The organism is Actinomadura rudentiformis, from assembly GCF_008923185.1.
GTDB lineage: Bacteria > Actinomycetota > Actinomycetes > Streptosporangiales > Streptosporangiaceae > Spirillospora > Spirillospora rudentiformis.
This window is the reverse complement of the sequence record NZ_WBMT01000010.1, coordinates 135,239-153,918: the sequence shown is the minus strand read 5'-3', so window position 1 is coordinate 153,918 and position 18,680 is coordinate 135,239. Positions and strand designations below refer to the sequence as shown.

The 18,680-nt window shown below is 70.2% G+C and carries 15 protein-coding genes and 1 riboswitch; of the genes, 11 read left to right on the top strand and 4 right to left on the bottom strand.

Features of this window, described 5'->3' with window-relative positions:
* Positions 1-2 precede the first annotated feature (2 nt).
* Positions 3-1,019 (bottom strand): galactose-1-phosphate uridylyltransferase, encoded by a 1,017-nt coding sequence (gene galT / locus F8566_RS22010; RefSeq protein WP_151563119.1) that lies wholly within the window; start codon positions 1,017-1,019, stop codon positions 3-5.
* A 718-nt stretch (positions 1,020-1,737) separates the two neighbouring features.
* A riboswitch (cyclic di-AMP (ydaO/yuaA leader) is annotated at positions 1,738-1,889 on the top strand.
* A gap of 13 nt (positions 1,890-1,902) precedes the next feature.
* Here galT and F8566_RS51445 point away from each other — a divergent pair.
* The 8 genes from F8566_RS51445 to F8566_RS21970 all read left to right on the top strand — a co-directional run bounded on the left by F8566_RS51445 (position 1,903) and on the right by F8566_RS21970 (position 13,178).
* Positions 1,903-2,667 carry a CHAP domain-containing protein gene (locus F8566_RS51445; RefSeq protein WP_225993403.1) on the top strand — a complete coding sequence of 255 codons (765 nt, stop codon included), beginning with the start codon at positions 1,903-1,905 and terminating at the stop codon, positions 2,665-2,667.
* Between the two features lie 321 nt (positions 2,668-2,988).
* Positions 2,989-5,946, top strand: a complete 2,958-nt coding sequence (locus F8566_RS22000; RefSeq protein ID WP_151562765.1) for a bifunctional glycosyltransferase/CDP-glycerol:glycerophosphate glycerophosphotransferase — start codon at positions 2,989-2,991, stop codon at positions 5,944-5,946.
* Positions 5,930-7,213: a glycosyltransferase gene (locus F8566_RS21995; RefSeq protein WP_225993402.1), complete on the top strand. Its 1,284-nt coding sequence runs from the start codon at positions 5,930-5,932 to the stop codon at positions 7,211-7,213. The genes F8566_RS22000 and F8566_RS21995 overlap by 17 nt, the downstream gene beginning before the upstream one ends.
* Positions 7,214-7,340: 127 nt before the next feature.
* The gene (locus F8566_RS52310) at positions 7,341-9,329 is read left to right on the top strand and encodes a SpoIIE family protein phosphatase (protein ID WP_151562761.1); all 1,989 of its coding nucleotides are present in this window, start codon (positions 7,341-7,343) and stop codon (positions 9,327-9,329) included.
* A 61-nt stretch (positions 9,330-9,390) separates the two neighbouring features.
* Positions 9,391-10,587, top strand: a complete 1,197-nt coding sequence (locus tag F8566_RS21985) for an acyl-CoA dehydrogenase family protein (protein ID WP_151562759.1) — start codon at positions 9,391-9,393, stop codon at positions 10,585-10,587.
* Positions 10,584-11,363 carry an SDR family oxidoreductase gene (locus F8566_RS21980; protein ID WP_151562757.1) on the top strand — a complete coding sequence of 260 codons (780 nt, stop codon included), beginning with the start codon at positions 10,584-10,586 and terminating at the stop codon, positions 11,361-11,363. The genes F8566_RS21985 and F8566_RS21980 overlap by 4 nt, the downstream gene beginning before the upstream one ends.
* Positions 11,364-11,366: 3 nt before the next feature.
* Positions 11,367-11,984: a TetR/AcrR family transcriptional regulator gene (locus F8566_RS21975; RefSeq protein WP_151562755.1), complete on the top strand. Its 618-nt coding sequence runs from the start codon at positions 11,367-11,369 to the stop codon at positions 11,982-11,984.
* 39 nt (positions 11,985-12,023) lie between these two features.
* Positions 12,024-13,178 (top strand): acetyl-CoA C-acetyltransferase, encoded by a 1,155-nt coding sequence (locus F8566_RS21970; RefSeq protein WP_151562753.1) that lies wholly within the window; start codon positions 12,024-12,026, stop codon positions 13,176-13,178.
* 58 nt (positions 13,179-13,236) lie between these two features.
* On the opposite strand, the gene F8566_RS21965 is transcribed toward F8566_RS21970, so the two are convergent.
* Positions 13,237-13,803 (bottom strand): ferritin-like domain-containing protein, encoded by a 567-nt coding sequence (locus F8566_RS21965; protein WP_151562751.1) that lies wholly within the window; start codon positions 13,801-13,803, stop codon positions 13,237-13,239.
* Positions 13,800-14,474 carry an aquaporin gene (locus F8566_RS21960; protein WP_225993401.1) on the bottom strand — a complete coding sequence of 225 codons (675 nt, stop codon included), beginning with the start codon at positions 14,472-14,474 and terminating at the stop codon, positions 13,800-13,802. The genes F8566_RS21965 and F8566_RS21960 overlap by 4 nt, the downstream gene beginning before the upstream one ends.
* Before the next feature lie 167 nt (positions 14,475-14,641).
* Between F8566_RS21960 and F8566_RS21955 the strand changes: the two genes are divergently transcribed.
* Genes F8566_RS21955 through F8566_RS21945 form a run of 3 tightly spaced genes read left to right on the top strand, consistent with a single transcriptional unit; the run spans position 14,642 to position 18,100 of the window.
* Positions 14,642-15,244: a TetR/AcrR family transcriptional regulator gene (locus tag F8566_RS21955; protein WP_151562749.1), complete on the top strand. Its 603-nt coding sequence runs from the start codon at positions 14,642-14,644 to the stop codon at positions 15,242-15,244.
* Positions 15,241-16,632: an MFS transporter gene (locus F8566_RS21950; protein ID WP_225993400.1), complete on the top strand. Its 1,392-nt coding sequence runs from the start codon at positions 15,241-15,243 to the stop codon at positions 16,630-16,632. Before F8566_RS21955 ends, F8566_RS21950 begins: the two co-directional genes overlap by 4 nt.
* A complete protein-coding gene (locus F8566_RS21945) occupies positions 16,619-18,100 on the top strand; it encodes a pyridoxal phosphate-dependent decarboxylase family protein (protein ID WP_151562747.1) in 1,482 nt (493 codons plus the stop codon). The genes F8566_RS21950 and F8566_RS21945 overlap by 14 nt, the downstream gene beginning before the upstream one ends.
* Before the next feature lie 22 nt (positions 18,101-18,122).
* Here the strand turns inward: F8566_RS21945 and F8566_RS21940 are convergent, their stop codons facing one another.
* On the bottom strand, positions 18,123-18,680 hold the full coding sequence (locus F8566_RS21940; protein ID WP_151562745.1) for a TetR/AcrR family transcriptional regulator: 558 nt from the start codon (positions 18,678-18,680) through the stop codon (positions 18,123-18,125).

Sequence of the window (18,680 nt, the reverse complement as noted above, 5' to 3'; positions counted from 1 at the left end):
GGTCAGGCCTCCCTGAGCCTGCGGGCGGCGTCTTCCGGGCTTACGTCGTTCACGAACGCGCCCATGGCCGACTCCGAGCCCGCCAGATATTTGAGCTTCCCCGGAGCGCGCTGGATCGAGAAGAGCTCCAGGTGCAGCCACGCCAGATCGCGGTCCGTACGGACGGGGGCCTGGTGCCACGCCGACACGTACGGGAGCGGCATGCCGAAGAGCCGGTCGAGGCGCCCCAGCAGGTCGAGGTAGAGCGCGCCGAAGGCCTCGCGCTCGGCGCCGTCCAGGGCGGGCAGGTCGGGTACGCGGCGATGCGGATAGACGTGCACCTCGTACGGCCAGCGGGCGGCCTTCGGCACGAACGCCGTCCACAGGTCGTTGGCCACGACGACGCGTACGCCCTCCTCGCGTTCGGCCGACAGCACCTCCGCGAAGAGGTCACCGGGATGGCGGCGCGCGACGTCCAGCATGCGCCGCGTGCGTGGGGGGACGAACGGGTAGCCGTAGATCTGCCCATGCGGGTGGTGCAGGGTGACGCCGATCGCCTCGCCGCGGTTCTCGAAGCAGAAGACCTGCTCGACGCCGGGGTACGCGGACAACTCGGCGGTACGGTCCGCCCAGGCCTCGATGACGGTCTGCACCTGCTCGGGGGACAGTTCGGCGAACGATCTGCCGTGGTCGGAGGTGAAGCACACCACCTCGCAACGCCCACCGGAGGCGCCGTCGCCGTACGCGGGGAATCGGTTTTCGAAGACCACGACCTCGTACTCCGAGGCCGGGATCTCGGTCGGCCGTCCCGGTGTGGAGGGGCAGAGGGGGCAGTCGTCCGTGGAGGGCAGGAAGGTCCGGGTCTGGCGGTGCGCGGCGATGGCGACCCATTCGTCGAGCAGCGGGTCGTACCGCAACTCCGACGCCGTGGCGCGTCCCGGCAGCGGCCGCTCGTCCATGGCGCTCCGGTCGGCGTCGTCCCGCCGGTCGAAGTAGATCAGTTCGCGGCCGTCCGCCAGCCGCGTGACGGTGCGCTTCACCGTCCGCATCCTCGAATCATGGCTTTAGCCTGCCATGACACAGAACCTCGGTGGTGCGCTCAACCGGATGATCTGGTCGAACGCGCATATTCCTGTTAGGAAGACCAGACTTGGTCATCGTGGGCACCATCACCTGAGCCGGTCGGGACGGCAAGCCCGCGTCGCACCTGGAGCCGCGTCTGGCAGGGCGACTGAGCGCTGTGTCATGGCCCGCGCCGGACGTTCGGGCCAGTGTTTCCGATCTTGTGGACGCCGCAGGTAAAGAGATCTTGGTCGCGGATTGGTGACGTATCTCACTTTGCTTGCCCCATCGCCCCTCCCGGGATCGCCCTTCGTGCGGCGCGCCGCCGCATCCCGTGAACGCCTCGGCCCAGGCGCCTTGCGGGCCCGCCTTCGCGTACTTCCGGGCCGCCGCGGACGCTCTCCTGACAAACAATCTTGACCCCGACTTCGATGGCGTGGGAATGGCCCGGAGCATGCTTACGTTGGGATCCTGTGACCCCATCAAGGGGAATCTTTGGTGATGGTTTGCCATCTCGTGAGGGTTTGGTACCTTCTATCCCAATCTCGCGACGCACCCCATGCGTTGTGCCTCCGGTCTCGAGCCCAGCAGGGCCTTGACCGTCGAAACTTGGCCTATTTTACCTGGCCATGACGCGCGGCCGTGTGTTCCGCGCCTCGTTCCGAGATCAATCCGAATAGCCGGGCGCCGTGCTCGCGGTGGCCCAGGCCGAGTCCGCATCCTCCCTCCACCGGATGCGGAGCCGGGGACCCATTTCCAGGGGTGAATCGGCGCTCCTTCGTGTGCGCCGTAGGGCTCTTCCATGCCCGAATCCGTCAGCTAACCCGGTAGGCGTCATGGGAGTAAGGGAGTTCTCTTTTCATGCTTGACCGCAAAATCGTGAAGCCGGTGTCCGACGAGCCCACCTCCGCCGTGGGCGTCGCCCTCAGCGCCGTCCTGGCCGGTGCCCTCGGGCTCTCCGTCTTCAGTCCCTTCAACGCCGCCACCACCGAGGCCCGCGCCGAAGCCCGGGTCGCCGGATCGGTGCAGGCCCACAAGGTCGCAGGGAAGGGCGCGAAGGCCAAGAAGGCCGTGAAGGCCAAGAAGGCCGTGGCGGCTCGCAAGGCCGAGAAGGCCACCGCCGCCGCGAGCTCGGCCCAGGCGATCAGCCTGGCCATGAAGCAGGTCGGCCTCACGGAAGGCCCCAACGGCCAGACCAAGTTCCACGACTGGTACGTCAAGACCAACGAGGCCAAGCTCACCGCCCGGCGTGACGGCGGCAACATCGCCGAATACAACGGTGCGGCCTGGTGCAACATGTTCGTGTCCTGGATCGGCGCGCAGACCGGCGTCAAGGGCATGGGCTGGGACGCCTACACCGTCCAGCACGCCAGGTGGCTTCAGAAGGCCAAGCGCTGGGGCCAGCAGGCCAAGCCGGGCGCCCTTGTCTTCTTCGACTGGCAGAACGCCTCGTCCGGCGGCATCGACGGCATCGACCACGTCGGCATGGTCGTCAAGGACAACGGCAACGGCACCATTTCCACCGTCGAGGGCAACATCAGCAACTCCGTGGTCAGCAAGGTCCGGCCGAAGTCGTCCGTCGTGGGTTACGGCTACCCCGACTACGCCGACTACAAGAAGGCCTGACCCCAAGATCCTGCCGCGGGACCTCAAGGCCCTGCCCCCGCACCTCGAGCTCCTGCCCCGGCCCCCAAGGTTCCCCGACCCCCACCCCCGCTTCTAAGGCGCCCGGCTACTGCCGGGCGCCTTCGGGTGTTTCTGCCTGCTCCCCGTTCTCAGTCAGGTCCGCGTTCCAAGTCAGGTCGCGTTCTAAGTGAGGTTCGGCGTCGCTCGGGTAATACGAATCATTCGGACGCTTTGCCCCTCCTTAGACCCATGATCCGCATTTCTGGAAAGGAAGACGGCGAACGGGACGGGACGGGCGGGACGGAGTGGAGGGAGCGTTCGATGCCGGGGCAGCCGGATGTGACGGTCGTTGTGATCGGCTTCAACGATGTACTGCGGCTGCCGCGCGCCGTCGGCTCCGTCCTGGGCCAATCGCTCGGCGCGGTCGAGGCGGTGGTCGTCGACGACGCCAGTACCGACGGGACCGGCGAGGTGGCCGACCGGCTGGCGGCCGAGCACCCGGGGCGGGTGCGCGCCATCCGCCTGCCGTCCAACTCAGGTGGCTGCGGACGCCCGCGCAACGTGGGGGTCGAGCACGCGCGCGGCCGGTACGTGATGTTCCTGGACAGCGACGACCTTCTCGACCGGCACGCCTGCCTCAATCTGGTCGCCACCGCCGAGGAGACCGGGGCAGATCTGGTGTCCGGCCTCTGCACGCGGATCGTGCTGGAGAACGCCTCGTACAAGGAACGCAGGTGGTACCCCTGGCTCTACGCCCGCCGCGCGGTCTTCGGGTCCCTGCGCGACAAGCCCGACCTTCTCTACGACACGCTGTCGACCAACAAGGCCTACCGCCGCGGCTTCCTCGAAGACCACGGGCTGCGCTTCGTCGAATGCCTGCACTACGAGGATCTCCTGTTCTCCGCCGAGGCCTACCTGGCCGCCGACAGGACCGCCCTCATCCCGCACCGCGTCTACAACTGGTTCGTCGAGCCGAGCGCGGTGACGGCGCCGTCGATCTCCAACCGCCGCGCCGAGCTGGCCAACTTCGCCGACCGCCTGGAGATCCACCGCCGGATCGACGCGCTGTTCCGGCTGCGCGGCGCGTACGAGCTGCAGCGGGCCAAGGACGCCAAGTTCGTCAACCACGATCTGCTCCTCTACCTGCGCGACCTGCGCGTCCGCGACCCCGTCTACCGGGCGAGTTTCCTGGAGCTCGCGGCCGCCTACCTGGCGGAGCTGGATCCGCGGGTCTTCGCGGACGCCCATCCGGTCCCGGCGATCGCCGCGTTCCTGCTGCGCGAACGTGACCTGACCGGCGCGCTCGTCGCGGCCGAGTACGGGCGGGGCAAGCGGCTGGAGCTGCGCACCGAGCTGCGGGAGCAGAACGGCCGCATCTTCTGGGGCGCCCAACGTGCCGACAGTGCCCTGGCCCGTCGTGTCCTCGACGTGACCGGCCTTGGCCTTCACCAGCGGCCGCTCCGCGAGCTGACACCCGCCAACACGGTCACGGGCCTGGCCATGTGGGGCCCCCATGCGCATCTCGAAGGCCATGTGCTGAACGTGCTGGGTCGCGTCTCCGCGCGGGCCGAGCTCGGCGCCACCCTCGAACTGAACGATCGCCGCCGCCCGACGCGGGTGCGCCGAATCCCCGCCACCGTCACCCATGAGGGGGCCCGGCTCCGCTGGTGGGCCGACTTCGATCCGGTACGGCAGATTCGTCCCTACGGGTTCGCCGATCCCATCTGGGACGTGCGCCTGCGTCTCGACGTCGACGGTGAGGAGATCGTGACCCTGCCGGGGGAGGGCACCGGCGAGGGAGAGCCGTTCGACGGGGTCGTCCTGCCGGTACGGCCTCGCCTCACCCGGCTCGCCGCCGACGGCATGCGCTCTTACGTCACGCACGCGGGCCACCTGGCGTTCAGACTCCAGGGTGGAAGCAGGCTGACGCAGGCCACGATGGCGGCGGTGCACTGGGCGGCCGCCACCGCGCCGGGCCGCAGCGCCTGGAGGCGAGTCCGCCGGCTCGAACGATCCCTCCGGCGTACGCTCACCGCCCGCAAGACCAAGGTCGCCGTCTTCAACAGCGTGCTCAGCAGGTTGCCGGTGCGGGCCGGCAGCGTGGTCTTCGAGAGCCACCTCGGCAAGCAGTACTCCGACAACCCCAAGTACATCTACCGCGAGCTGCGCCGATCCCGCATCCCCGTGCACGCGGTGTGGTCCTACGAGGCGTCCACCCGTGGCTTCCCCTCCGACGCGACACTCGTCAAGCGGGAATCGTGGGGCTACTACCTCGCACTGGCCAGGGCCGAGTACTGGGTCGACAACCAGGGTTTCCCCGACGGCATCAGGAAGCGGCCGGAGACCACCTACATCCAGACCTGGCACGGATCGGCCCTCAAGACGATGGGATTCGACCAGCCGAGCATGAAAAGCGGAACGCGCGCCCAACGGGCACGTCTCCAGCGCATGGTGGAGCGCTTCGACTGTTTTCTGGTGCGGTCACAACACGACGTCCGGACGCTGGTCAAGGGCCTGGGCGTCAGTTCGGAACTGCTGCCCGCCGGGTACCCGCGCAACGACCCGCTGGTCACCAGGGGACAGGGCGATCGAGAGCTCGCCGGCGAGCTCGCCGCGCTGCGCGAACGGCTCGGCCTGAACGACGACGGGCGCCGGGTGGTGCTGTACGCGCCCACCTCCCGGTCGGGCCCGGACGGCCGCCCGGCCCGCCACCTCGACCCGCCCGTCGATCCGGACCGGTTCATCCATGAACTGGGGGACGATCTGCTGCTGCTCGTCCGCCCCCACTACCTCAGCACCGTGCGGCTGCCGCCGGCCGCCCAGAGCTCGATGCGGGACGTGGGCAACGTCCCCGACGTGACCCTGCTGTTGCTGCTCGCGGACGCGCTCGTCACCGACCAGTCCTCGATCATGTTCGACTACGCGCTGCTCGACCGGCCGATGGTCTTCCACCTTCCCGAGGACGTCGCGTTCAGGCGCGGCTACTTCGACCTCGCCCGGCACGCGCCCGGCCCGATCACGCGGACCGAGGACGAACTGGTCGCCGAACTGTCCGCGCTCGCCGCCGGGGGCGACCCGGGGGCGGGCCGCCGCCAGGCCTTCGCCGAACGGTTCGGCGAGTACGAACGGGGCACAGCCGCCCGCGCCGTGGTGGACCGATTCTTCCGGGAAGCCAAGGGAGCCAGGGAATCCAAGGGAACCAGGGATGGCAAGAGGGCCAGGGATGGCAAGAAAGCCAGTGGAGCCGGGGAAGGGAGCCCGCGTGGCCGAGCCGCGTGACGTGATCATCGTCTGCAACAACACCGACGCGATGGGCGGACTCCAGCGGTGGGCGCACCATCTGGCGCGCCTGCTGTCGGCCCGGGGGCACTCCGTCACCCTCGTCGGCATCACCCATGCGCCGGAGCCGCACGACCACGGCCGGGACGACTCGTACCGCGTGATCGTCCTTTACGACGAATGGCGCCCGCCCGTCCTGAAATGGCGCCCGCGGAGGCCGTCTCAACGTCTCAACGTCGCCGCATACACGCGCGACCTATGGCGCACCAGGGAAATGCGGAGAGGAGCCGACCGGCTTTCGGAACTGTTCGCCGCCGCCCGCCCGGGGGCCGTGGTGATCTCCGCTCAGATCTGGGCGATGGAATGGGTCGCGCGCGCCGACACCCGAGATCTGAAGGTCATCGGAATGAGCCACGAGTCGTACGCGGCGACCCGGCGCTCGTCCCGGTACGCGCGGGTCAAGGAACACTACGCCGGCGTCGACCGGATGCTCACCCTCACTCCCGAGGACGCCGACGCCTGGGCCAGGGACGGCATGACCAACGCCGACCACATGCCGAACCCGCTGCACGTGTCGCCCAGCCGGTTCCCCACGCTCGACGAGCCCGTCGTGACCTGCGTCGGACGGCTCTCCTACGAGAAGGGCCTGGACATGATGCTGGAGGCGTGGCAGGAGGTCGCGCCCCGGCATCCCGGATGGCGCCTGCACCTGTACGGGAGCGGCGGGCAGGAGGCCGAACTGCGGGAACAGGCCGAGAACGCAGGGATAGCCGGCTCGGTCGAGTTCAGGGGCGTGACCTGCGACGTCGAGGCGGCGCTCACCGGGTCATCGATCTTCGCGCTGCCGTCCCGGGACGAGGGGTTCCCGATGTCGGTGCTGGAGGCCATGGCGTACGGCCTGCCCACGGTCGCCTTCGACTGCGCCCCGGGCGTCCGCGAGCTGATCACCGACGGCCTGGAGGGCACGCTGGTGGGCCCGGGGGACACGGCGGCCTTCGCGGCGGCGCTCGGCACGCTGATGGAGGATCCCGCGCTGCGCCGCACGATGGGCGCCCAGGCCCGCGTCTCGGTCCTGCGCCTCCGCCCGGACGCGGTGCTCGATCGGTGGGAACGGCTGTTCTGCCTGCTCCACCGAGACACATCCGCTCTTCCAGTGCAAGCCGGAACAAGGGGCCGGTTCGACGGCGAATTTCCGGCCGCATTGCCCGGAACGGCCGTGGGAGTGGAATCCAAGCCGCTCTCTTTGACTCCGGAGGGTGATGCGTGACCTGACCTTTAATCGGGCGATGCCATGACTTGCTCGATAGTTCAGCCCTTTGGGTGCGCTCGGACGAGGCCGCCGCGGAACGGTCCTATATTTCGGGGATGCGGACTTTGCTGGAGCGTGCCTGAGGATGGGATCCATCGGGATGAAGATGCCCGACCTGAGAGAGCTCCGGGCGGCCATGCGGGGCAGGGCGGTGGTGGCCGAGGCCCGGGTCGTGCTGGCCGACCGGCTGGGCTGCCATGAGGCCGAGGCCCTGCAACATCTGATCTGGCTCGCCAGGGACCTCGGCATGGAGCTCGAGGACGCGGCGACGCTGCTCGTCGCCCACAGCCCGGCGGGCGCGGACGTGCCGGATCTGCCGCCGGACGCCGAGCTGATGCGCAGATCGGTGGAGGCCGCGCGCCAGGCGTACCGGACGGTCGAGCAGGCGGCAGGCGGCGGAGCGGCAGGGGGTGGACCGGCAGGCGGCGGACCGGCAGCGGGTGGACCGGACGGCGGCGAATCGGGCGGCGGCGAACCGGGCGCGATGGACGAACCATCTACCAGCCACGCCGAGGCGGACGCGGCGTCCGACGCCCGGCTGCTGGCGAGCACGCCCGAGGATCCGGTCGCGCAGGCGGTGCTCGACGCGGCCCTCGGCTCGGCCTGCCTCCTGGTCCCGATCCGGGCCGTCGACGGGCATGTGGTCGACTTCCTGCACGCGGCGTTCGGCGCCGTGGCCGAGGACGTCTTCGGCCGGAGCCCGGAGGACCTGATCGGCCGCCGGCTGCTGCGCACCGATCCGGGCTCGCGGCTGAACGGGCTCTTCCCCGCCTACGTCGAGGTCCTGGAGACGGGACGGCCGTTCGCGCGCGGGCCGTTCGACTACACCACCGTGCACCACGGCACCTCGCGCACCGTCCAGCTGAGCATCCGCTGCGTCCGTGTGCCGACGGGCGTGTGCCTGACCTGGCGCTTCCACGACGAGGAGGAACGGCTCCGCCGCCGCCTGGACCGCTCGGAACGGCTCGCCAAGATCGGCTTCGCCGAGTGGAACCTGGCCACCGACGAACACGACTGGTCGCCGCAGATGCTCGCCAACTACGGGCGCGCCGAGGACGAGGGCCCCATCGTGCTGGACGAGCTGCCGAAGATCGTCGAGCCTGCGGACCTGCCCCTCTTCGAGCAGGCCGTGCACGTCCTGTTCAACCGGCGCGAGCCTGTCCAGGTCGAGTTCCGGATCCGCACGCCGGACGGCGCGAACCGGCACCTGTGGCTCTACGCCGAGCCGACCCTGGACCGCTCGGGCTTGCTGACGAACATCAGCGCGCTCACGCAGGACGTCACCAGCCGCCGTTCCATCGAGGGCGTCCTCGCCGAGACCCGCCGTGACCTGCTCCGGCTGCAGGGCGAGACGGCCCGCGAGCGGCAGGTGGCGCTGACTCTGCGCCGCGCGGTGCTGCCGCCCGACCGGGTGCTCGCGGGCGCGCCGGGAGTGAGCGCCGCCGTCCGGAGCATCCCCGCCGAGAACACCGCGCGCATCGGCGGTGACTGGTACGTGACGCGCGTGCTGCCTGGCGGCCGTTCGATGTTCGCCGTCGGGGACGCCAGCGGCCACGGCCTGGCGGCCACCGCCGACATGGCGCGGATGCGCAACGGGCTGCTCGGCCTCGCCTACACGGGCGAGGACGCGGGACGGCTTCTCAGCTGGCTCAACGACCTGGTGCACGACGTGGGCCCGGCCACCACGGGAACGGCCGTGATCGGGCACTTCGATCCCGAGACCCGCGAGCTGTGCTGGGCGGGCGCGGGCCATCCGCCGCCGATCCTGGTCCGGGACGGCCGGACCAGCCTCCTGGAGGCCGGTGGCGAGCCCGATCCGCTGCTCGGCGCGTTCCCCGGCATGGAGTACCGGACGAGCACCGTCCGGCTTCACAGCGGCGACCTGGTCGTGCTCTACACCGACGGCCTGGTCGAACGGCGCGGCACCGACCTGGACGACCAGATCGACATGCTGGCCGGGATCGCCGCGAGCCATGACGGCGAGCTGCACCAGATGCTGGACGACATCCTGAAGGGCATGGGGCACGACCGCTTCGCCGACGACACGACGCTCTTCGCGCTGCGCGTCCGCTGATCCCGGGGCAGGCCCGGAGGCGCCTGATTCTTTCTAACAACCGTTTGGTAGAGTTCCGGTCGTGAACCAGAACGAGACCCCTGCGGACCGGGCTTTCCGGGCCGAGGTCCGCGACTGGCTGGAGCATCACCTGTCGGGCGAGTTCGCGCACGCCCGCGGGCTGGGCGGGCCCGGGCGCGAGCACGAGGCGTTCGCGGAACGGCTCGCCTGGGAGCGGCACATGGCCGCGGCCGGCTGGACGTGCGTGGGCTGGCCCGAGGAGTACGGCGGGCGCGGGGCGACCGTCGAGCAGCAGGTCATCTTCAACGAGGAGTACGCCCTCGCCGACGCCCCCGCGCGCGTCGGCCACATCGGCGAGAACCTCCTCGGGCCGACGATCATCGCGTTCGGCACCGACGAGCAGCGCGCACGGTTCCTCCCGCCGATCGTCGCGGTCGAGGAACTCTGGTGCCAGGGCTACTCCGAGCCCAACGCGGGCTCCGACCTGGCCAACGTGCAGACCCGGGCGATCCTGGAGGACGCCGGCTGGCGGATCAACGGCCAGAAGGTATGGACGTCGCTGGCGATGGAGTCCGACTGGTGCTTCGTCGTGTGCCGTACCGAGCCGGGCTCCGTGCGCCACAACGGCCTGTCCTATCTGCTGGTTCCGATGAAGCAGACCGGCGTCGACATCCGGCCCATCGTGCAGCTCACCGGCACCTCAGAGTTCAACGAGGTGTTCTTCGACAACGCCCGTACCGACGCGGGCAACATCGTGGGCGCGCCCGGCGACGGCTGGAAGATCGCGATGGCCACGCTCGGCTTCGAGCGCGGCGTCGCCACGCTCGGCCAGCAGGTCGGCTTCCGCCGCGAACTGGAGGGCGTCATCGAGCTGGCCCGGCGCACCGGTGCGATCGACGACCCGCTGCTGCGCGACCGGCTCACCCGCGCCTGGATGGGCCTGGAGATCATGCGCCTGAACGCGATGCGCACGATGGCGGGCATCGCGTCCGGCGCGCCCGGCCCCGAATCGTCGATCTCCAAGCTGGTCTGGGCCACCTGGCACCGCGATCTCGGCGAGCTGGCCATGGACGTCCTCGGCGCCTCCGGCCTGGTCGCCGACGGCGAGCCGTACGACCTGAACGACTGGCAGCGGCTCTTCCTCTTCTCGCGTTCCGACACCATCTACGCCGGGTCGAACGAGATCCAGCGCAACATCATCGCCGAGCGCGTCCTCGGCCTGCCGCGCGAGTCCAAGATCATGGAGGCACGCCCATGACACCGCCCCCCTACGTCCCCGGGCACGACCTCCTCAAGGACCGCGTCGTCGTCATCACGGCCGCCGCAGGCGCCGGCATCGGAGGGGCGACCGCGCGGCGCTGCCTGGAGGAGGGCGCCCGCGTCCTGATCTCCGACGCGCACGAACGGCGGCTCGGGCAGTCGCTCGCCGAGCTGGAGAAGGAGTTCGGCACCGACAGGGTCGCCGCGCTGCCCTGTGACGTCACGTCGGAGGAGCAGGTCCAGGCGCTCTACGAGCTCGCCGTCGAGCGCTTCGGCCGCATCGACGTGGCGGTCAACAACGCCGGTCTCGGCGGCACCGCCGACCTGGTCGACATGCAGGACGACCAGTGGCACCGCGTCCTCGACATCACTCTCAACGGCACCATGCGCTGCACTCGCGCCGCCCTCCGCCGCATGCGCGACCAGGGCTCCGGCGTCATCGTCAACAACGCGTCGGTGATCGGGTGGCGGGCGCAGAAGGGCCAGTCGCACTACGCCGCCGCCAAGGCCGGGGTCATGGCGCTCACCCGCTGCGCCGCGCTGGAGGCCGCCGATCTCGGTGTGCGGATCAACGCGGTGTCGCCGTCCCTCGCCATGCATCCGCACCTGGTCAAGGTCACCTCGGAGAAGCTGCTGGAGGAGCTGACGCGCCGCGAGGCCTTCGGCCGCTACGCCGAGCCCTGGGAGGTGGCCAACGTTATCGTCTTCCTGGCCAGCGACTACTCGTCCTACATGACGGGCGAGGTCGTCTCCGTCTCCTCTCAGAGAGCCTAGGAAATGAGTCCACGACGGCGCGACGCCGAGGGCACCGCCGCGGCGCGGGCGGAACGGCGGGCCGAGTTGCTCGCCACCGCCGCCGAGGTGTTCGCCGAGCAGGGGTACAGCGCCACCACGGTCCGGAAGGTGGCCGACGCCGCCGGGATCCTCGGCGGCAGCCTCTACTACCACTTCGACTCCAAGGAGTCGATGGCCGACGAGATCCTGTCGACGTTCCTCGACGAGATGTGGGCCGCCTACGACCGCGTCCTCACCGCCGGGCTCGGCGCCCGCGAGACGCTGGAGGCCCTCGTCGTCGAGTCGTTCCGCTCGATCGACCGGCACCGGCCCGCCGTCGTCATCTACCAGAACGAGTCCAAGCATCTGGCCACCAGCGAACGCTTCCACTACCTCCTCGAATCGCGCCGGCGGTTCGAGGAGATGTGGTTGGCGCTGCTCGACCGGGGCATCGAGGAGGGCGAGTTCCGGCCCGACCTCGACCGGTCCCTGGTCTACCGGTTCATCCGCGACACCGTGTGGGTCGCGGCGACCTGGTACCACGCCGGCGGGCGGCTGTCCGCCGAGGAGATCGCCAAGCAGTACCTCGCCATGGTCCTGGAAGGGATCCAGGCGGGCTGAGTCACCTTCGCCGTCCCCCTCGCTGTTAGGAGACACGTCATGGCCGAGGCCTACATCGTCGACGCGGTCCGCGCGCCGGTCGGCCGGCGCGGCGGCGGGTTCGCCGGAGTGCATCCGGCCGACCTGGGCGCCCACGTCCTGTCCACCCTGATGGGGCGCACCGGCGTCGATCCTGCCGCGGTCGAGGACGTCGTCCTCGGCTGCGTCGACAACGTCGGCCCGCAGGCCGGGGACATCGCCCGGACCTGCTGGCTGGCGGCCGGGCTGCCCGAGGAGGTCCCCGGCGTCACCGTCGACCGCCAGTGCGGCTCGTCGCAGCAGGCCGTGCACTTCGCCGCCCAGGCGGTGCTGTCCGGCACCTCGGACCTGGTGGTCGCGGGCGGCGTGCAGAACATGTCGCAGATCCCGATCGCGTACGCGATGACCGCCGCCGAGCCGCTCGGGTTCGACAAGGGGCCGTTCGCCGGATCCAAGGGATGGGTGCGCCGCTACGGCGACAGCGAGGTCTCGCAGTTCGCGGGCGCCGAGCAGATCGCCCGAGACTGGGACATCTCCCGCGAGGAGATGGAGGCGTTCGCGTACGAGTCGCACCAGCGCGCGATCCGCGCCATCGACGAGGGCCGTTTCGAACGCGAGATCGCCCCGTACGAGGGGGTCACCACCGACGAGGGGCCGCGCCGCGACACCACGCGCGAGAAGATGGCGGGGCTGAAGACCCTGGTCGAAGGGGGCCGGCTCACCGCGGCGCTCTCCTCCCAGATCTCCGACGGCGCAGCCGCCCTCCTCATCGCCTCCGAACAGGCCGTGCGCGACCACGGCCTCACGCCGCGCGCGCGGATCCACCACATCTCGGCTCGCGGCGAGGACCCGATCCGGATGTTGTCCGCGCCGATCCCGGCCACGGCCTACGCGTTCAAGAAGACCGGCATGACGATGGCCGACATCGACACCATCGAGATCAACGAGGCGTTCGCCTCGGTCGTGCTCGCCTGGCTCAAGGAGACCGGGGCCGACCCGGCCAAGACCAACCCCAACGGCGGCGCGATCGCGCTCGGCCACCCGCTCGGCGCCACGGGCGCGCGCCTGATGACCACGCTCCTGCACGAGCTGGAGCGCACCGGCGGTCGCTACGGCCTGCAGACCATGTGCGAGGGAGGCGGCCAGGCCAACGTCACCATCCTGGAACGTCTCTGATCCAAGGGTGACCGTTCATGCTGGCCGTGCCGCATTCCGCCGTTCACCGCTTCACCGGTCATTCGGTCGATCCGGGCGAACGGTAACGGCTGACATGCGGTGACCGGCCTCGGAAGCCGCGATGGATCCGCGCTCGTCCTTCCTCGCCGAGGAACTCCCTCACCCAGGCCTCGTGCTCGCCCTCCTCGGCATGGAGGGCGAGCACGAGGCGGTACGTGCGGTGGTCCTTGCCCTCGGTGAGGGCGCAAAGATCGGCGTAGGTGTCGACGGCGCGGCGTTCGGTGTCCAGAAGTGCTGTGATCAGATCGCTTTCATCGTCCACATTCGGAGCCTCCGGGCGACCGGCCAGATCCATGAGGACATGGATGTCCGCGGGCATATATCCGTCCAGCTCATAAATCCGTTCGACCAGTGTCTCGAAATGCCTGCGTTCCTCGGCCCGCATGTCCGCGATAATGCCGCTCAGTCGCTGGTCCACCGCGCCGGTCGAACAAGCAGCCTCCATTATCGTGTAGTGATAGAAGGTCGCGAATTCCTGCCCGGCCGCCGATGTCAGCCTGCCGACCAGATCGCCGGCGTCCAGGCCCGCACGTTCGACGATCTCGCGGGCGGTCAGGCGTTTCACTGCGGTCCTCGGTCCTCGGGGTTGAGGACGAGGAAGGCTCCTGCGGCGGCGGCGCCCCCGGCCAGGGTGACCACCAGCCAGATCCAGATCTTCGACCAGGCGATCAGGCCCATGGTCCCGGCGCCCACCGCCACCGCCGGGTTGAACACCCCGCCGGAGAGCCCTCCGACGGCGAAGGCCCCGGCCGCCACGGTGAATCCGATGGCCAGGCCATAGAAGCTGTTGTCCGGGTGATCCTTGCTCGTCGCGACATTGAGGACCACGTACGCGAGTGCGAAGGTGAAGAGCACCTCGGCCAGTATGACCACCATGATGTCGCGTCCCGACGGTGACAGGGCCGCCACCTGGGCAGGGTCGACTACGTATTCCGCCGCGAGCGCCGCGAGCACCGCCGCCACGACCTGGACGACCCAGTAGACGGCCGCGTCCCGCAGACCGATCCGGCCGCGCAGCATGACCGCGAGAGTCACGGCGGGATTGAAATGAGCGCCGGACACATGCCCGCCCGCATAGACCATCACCATCAACACGGCTCCGATGGCCAAGGGTGCGAGAGGCGCCTTTGCCAGAACGGTGCAGCCGATGGTGAAAACGAGAAAGAACGTACCGATGAACTCGGCAGCATAACTTCGCACGTTCGCCTCCAGACCAAGCATCGTGATCCTGATCATGGATCGGAATTCGCTGGTATGGAAGTCCGCTGTTCCTTACGTAAGGATTACGGGCCGCATTGCCGCAGGTTATGGGATCTGTGAACGCCACTGGGCCCCAGAGTGGCCGTGGCGTTCTCTCCATCAAACGATTGACGGGGACGGTCGGCCTGCCTAGCGTGTCCGCCATGACGAGCGATTCCGGTGCGGAACGGGTGCTGGACGTTGCCACCCGCTTGTTCGCCGAACTCGGCTATGACGGGACCTCGACCCGCATGATCGCCGAGGCCGCCGGGCTCAACATCGCCACGGTCGCCTACCACGTGGGCGGCAAGCGCGACCTGTACCTGGCCGTCATGGAACGGGCCCACCGGACCGAACGCGCCGCCCTGGAGAGCGTCCTCGCGGAGTTCACCCCGGACGCCGCAGGTGTGCGCAGGCTCGTGGACGGCTATCTCGATTTCTGCGTTGAGCATCCCGAGGTGCCTGCGCTCTGGATGCACCGGTGGCTGTCGGACGCGGCCGACGTCGCCCACCTGGAGAACCTCTACGTCCGGCCCATGCTCACCATGGTCGCCGAGATGGTGAGGCCTGCCGTCAGCGAGGACGCCGACCTCGAATACGCCCTGATGACGGTCATCTGGTGCACGCACGGCTTCGGGCGCGGCGGCGTGCTGGACGCGGACGGGCGGCGCGTCGGCGTGGGCGACCCTCGCCAGCTGACGCGGTTCCGCGCGCACCTGCACCGTCTCGTCGGGTACATGCTCGGCCTGCCCGAGGTCGCGGAGTGACAAGCCCGCACAGCAGCGGAGCGACGAGCCCGCTCAGCAGCGAAGTGACGAGCCCTCTCAGCCGCGGGCGGTTGCTCGGCTACGGGATCGGCTCCGTCGGGACCGGGATCTTCTCGGCCGTGCCCGGTCTGCTCCTGCTCTACTACCTGACCGACGTCCTCGGCGTTTCCGCCGCAGTCGCAGCTGTGGTGCTCGTGCTGCCAAAGGCGTGGGACGTGGTGCTCAACCCGGTGGTCGGGGCGGCGAGCGACAGGGAGGCCGTCCGGACGGGACACCGGACCCGGCTGCTACTGGTGGGCGCCTTGGCCTTGCCGGTGCTGTTCGCCGCCATGTTCGCGGTTCCGGGTGACTCGCCCAGTGTGGCCGCTGCCTGGGCCGGGCTGGCGTTCCTTTTGGCGGCGAGTGCGTTCGCCTGCTTCCAGGTGCCGTACGTGGCGTTGCCCGCCGAGATCTCGCCCGAACCTGACCAGCGGGGGCGGGCCATGGCCTGGCGGGTGGTCTGCCTGACGCTCGGGATCCTGCTTGCGGGCGGCCTGGCACCGGTGCTGGTGGACGTCGCCGGTGACGGCCGCGGCGGCTACGCGGTGATGGGCGTGGTGATCGGGGCCCTGCTCGGCGCCGCGATGGTCGCGAGCGTCCTGGCCACCCGATGGATCCGGGCGCGGCCCGGGCCGCGCCCGCTCGGGCTGGCCGCGGCGCTGCGCACGGCCCGGGGCAACCGCCCGTTCTTCGCGCTGCTCGGTGCGTTCGTCGCTCAGTCCCTCGCGGTCGCGGTCATGCTCGCAGGCGCGCCGTACGTGGCCACCTACAGGCTGGACGACTACGGGCTGACCTCGACGATGTTCGTCTGCATGGTCGCTCCAAGCGCGGTCGCCGTTCCGCTCTGGCGGACGCTGGCCCGGCGTTTCGGCACCGTGCGCTGCTACGTCGCCTCGGTCGTGGCCTTCGCGATCGCGGCCGCCGCGCTGTATCCCGCCATCGTCGCGGGCTCGACCGTGGCCGTGCTGGTGCTCACCGCCGTGATCGGCCTCTGCTACGCCGCGACACAGCTGCTGCCGTTGTCGTTGTTGCCGGAGACCGTGCACGCCGACGCCGAACGCACCGGACATGCGCAGTCCGGGGCGTTCACCGGCCTGTGGACCGCCGCCGAGACCGGCGCGCTCGCTCTGGGGCCCGGCGTCTTCGCCGTGATCCTGGCCGTGACGTCGTTCCGGTCCGCCGACTTCGACGAGCCCGTGAGCCAGCCGGAGTCGGCGCTGACCGGCCTGTCAGCGGGGTTCACGTTCGTTCCGGCGGCACTGCTCGCGGCCAGCGTCCCGCTGCTGCTCGTCTACCGGCGGCTCGCTGCCGCGCATCGTTCCGGAAAGGGAGAACATGTCGCCGCTTGAGAACCCCGCCCGTGCGGCAGGGCTGCCTCAGACCGGGCGTTCCGCCACGGAGCTGCTCGGCGAGCTCGCCCGGCTCCGGGACCGTGACCTGCCCGTGCGCGGCGGCAACGTCACGGCCTACGTCTACGACACCGGCCGCGCCGAGGTGCACGACGCGGCGGCCCGCGCACACCTGGAGATGCTGGAGGTCAACTGCCTGGACCCGACGGCGTTCCCGAGCATCGTCGCGCTCGAACGGCAGCTGGTCGGCGCGGTCGCCGAGCGGCTGGGCGGGGACGCGGCCACACCGGGGATCTTCACCAGCGGCGGCACCGAGTCGATCATGCTGGCGGTCAAGGCCGCCCGCGACGCCCGCCCGGCCCGGGCCGATCGGCTTGAGGTCGTGGCGCCGGCGACCGCGCATCCCGCGTTCGCCAAGGCCGTGCACTACCTCGGCATGGAGCTGGTGTCCGTGCCGGTCGACCCGGTGACGTTCCGGGCCGACCCGGCGGCGACCGCGGCCGCGCTGACGCCGCGTACCGCCCTCGTCGTGGCCTCGGCTCCCTCCTACCCGCACGGCGTCATCGACCCGGTGGCCGACCTCGCCGCTCTGGCGGCCGACGCGGGCGTGCCGTGCCATGTGGACGCGTGCGTGGGCGGGTGGGTGCTGCCGTGGCTGCGGGAGAACGGGCAGGACGTGCCGCCCTTCGACCTGTCCGTCCCAGGCGTGACGTCGATCTCCTGTGATCTGCACAAGTACGGGTACGCGCCGAAGGGCGCATCGGTCGTGCTGTTCGCGGACGAGGGGATGCGGCGGCGCGCCTACTTCGCCTCGGCGGGATGGCCCGGCTACCCGGTGATCAACACGACCGTGCAGAGCAGCCGCAGCGCCGGTCCGCTCGGCGCGGCGTGGGCGACGTTCCAGGCGCTGGGTGCGGAGGGCTACCGCGCCCTGGCGGCCGACGCCATGCGCGCGACCGAGCAGCTCGTGGCGGGTGTCGCGGAGATCCCCGGGCTGCGCGTCCTCGGCGAGCCGGACGCCCCTCTGGTCGCGATCGCCTCCGACGACCCGGGCTTGTGCGTCTTCACTCTCGCCGACGAGGCGCGCCTGCGCGGCTGGTTCTTCCAGGTGCAGCTCTCGTCCGGCGACAGCCCTGCCAACCTGCACATGACCCTGACCGGCGTGAGCGGCACCCGAGCCGGTGACCTGCTGTCGGTGCTGCGCGAATCAGCCGTGGCCGCCCGCGCGTCCGGGCCGCCCGACGTGCCCGCCGAGCTGGTGGACGCCCTGGCGGGGCTCGACCTCGACGCGATCGACGACGCCGGCTTCGCCGGCCTGCTCGCGTCGGTGGGCGTCGATCTCGGCGGCGCCGGCGACCCGGAGATGGCGGTGGTCAACACGATCCTCGACGCCTTGCCGCCCGCCACCCGCGAGGCGCTGCTCGTCCGCTTCCTCGCGGTCCTCTACTCACCGCACCTTCCGGAATAGCGCCGCCCTCGACGATCCCGGCTCAGGCGGCGATCGCCTTTTTGAGGCTTCGCAGGCACAGGGTCAGGGACTCGTGCTTGGACACGCCGTTGGTGTGCGTGTGCGACCAGGCCGTGTAGAGCATGCACCAGATCAGGTGCTGGATCCACACCGCGTCCATCTCACGGTCGATGTCGCCCTCGGCCTGGCCGCGCCTGATGAGATCGAGCATGGCCCGGTCGGCTGCGGTCTCCTGCTCCCAGCCCTCCCAGTCCCAGAACTCCGGCACGTTGAAGATGAGGGTGAGGTTCTCGCCGAGATCGAAGAACTCCGAGCAGAGCCGCGCCACCGCCTCCAGTGACGGACCCTCGGCCGGGCGGGACCGGTCGGTGGCGGCGGCGATCTTGTCGAGCACGTCCGCCCCGATGGCGGTCAGCAGGTCGGAACGCTCCGGGAAGTAACGGTGGATGGTCGTGCGTCCCACCGCCGCCTCGGCCGCCACGTCGGCGAGGGAGGCGGCGGGGTTCTTGGCGAGGACCGAGACGGCCGCGTCCAGGATGGCGCGGCGGGTCCGCACCCGGGTCTTGGTCTCCGCTGTCAT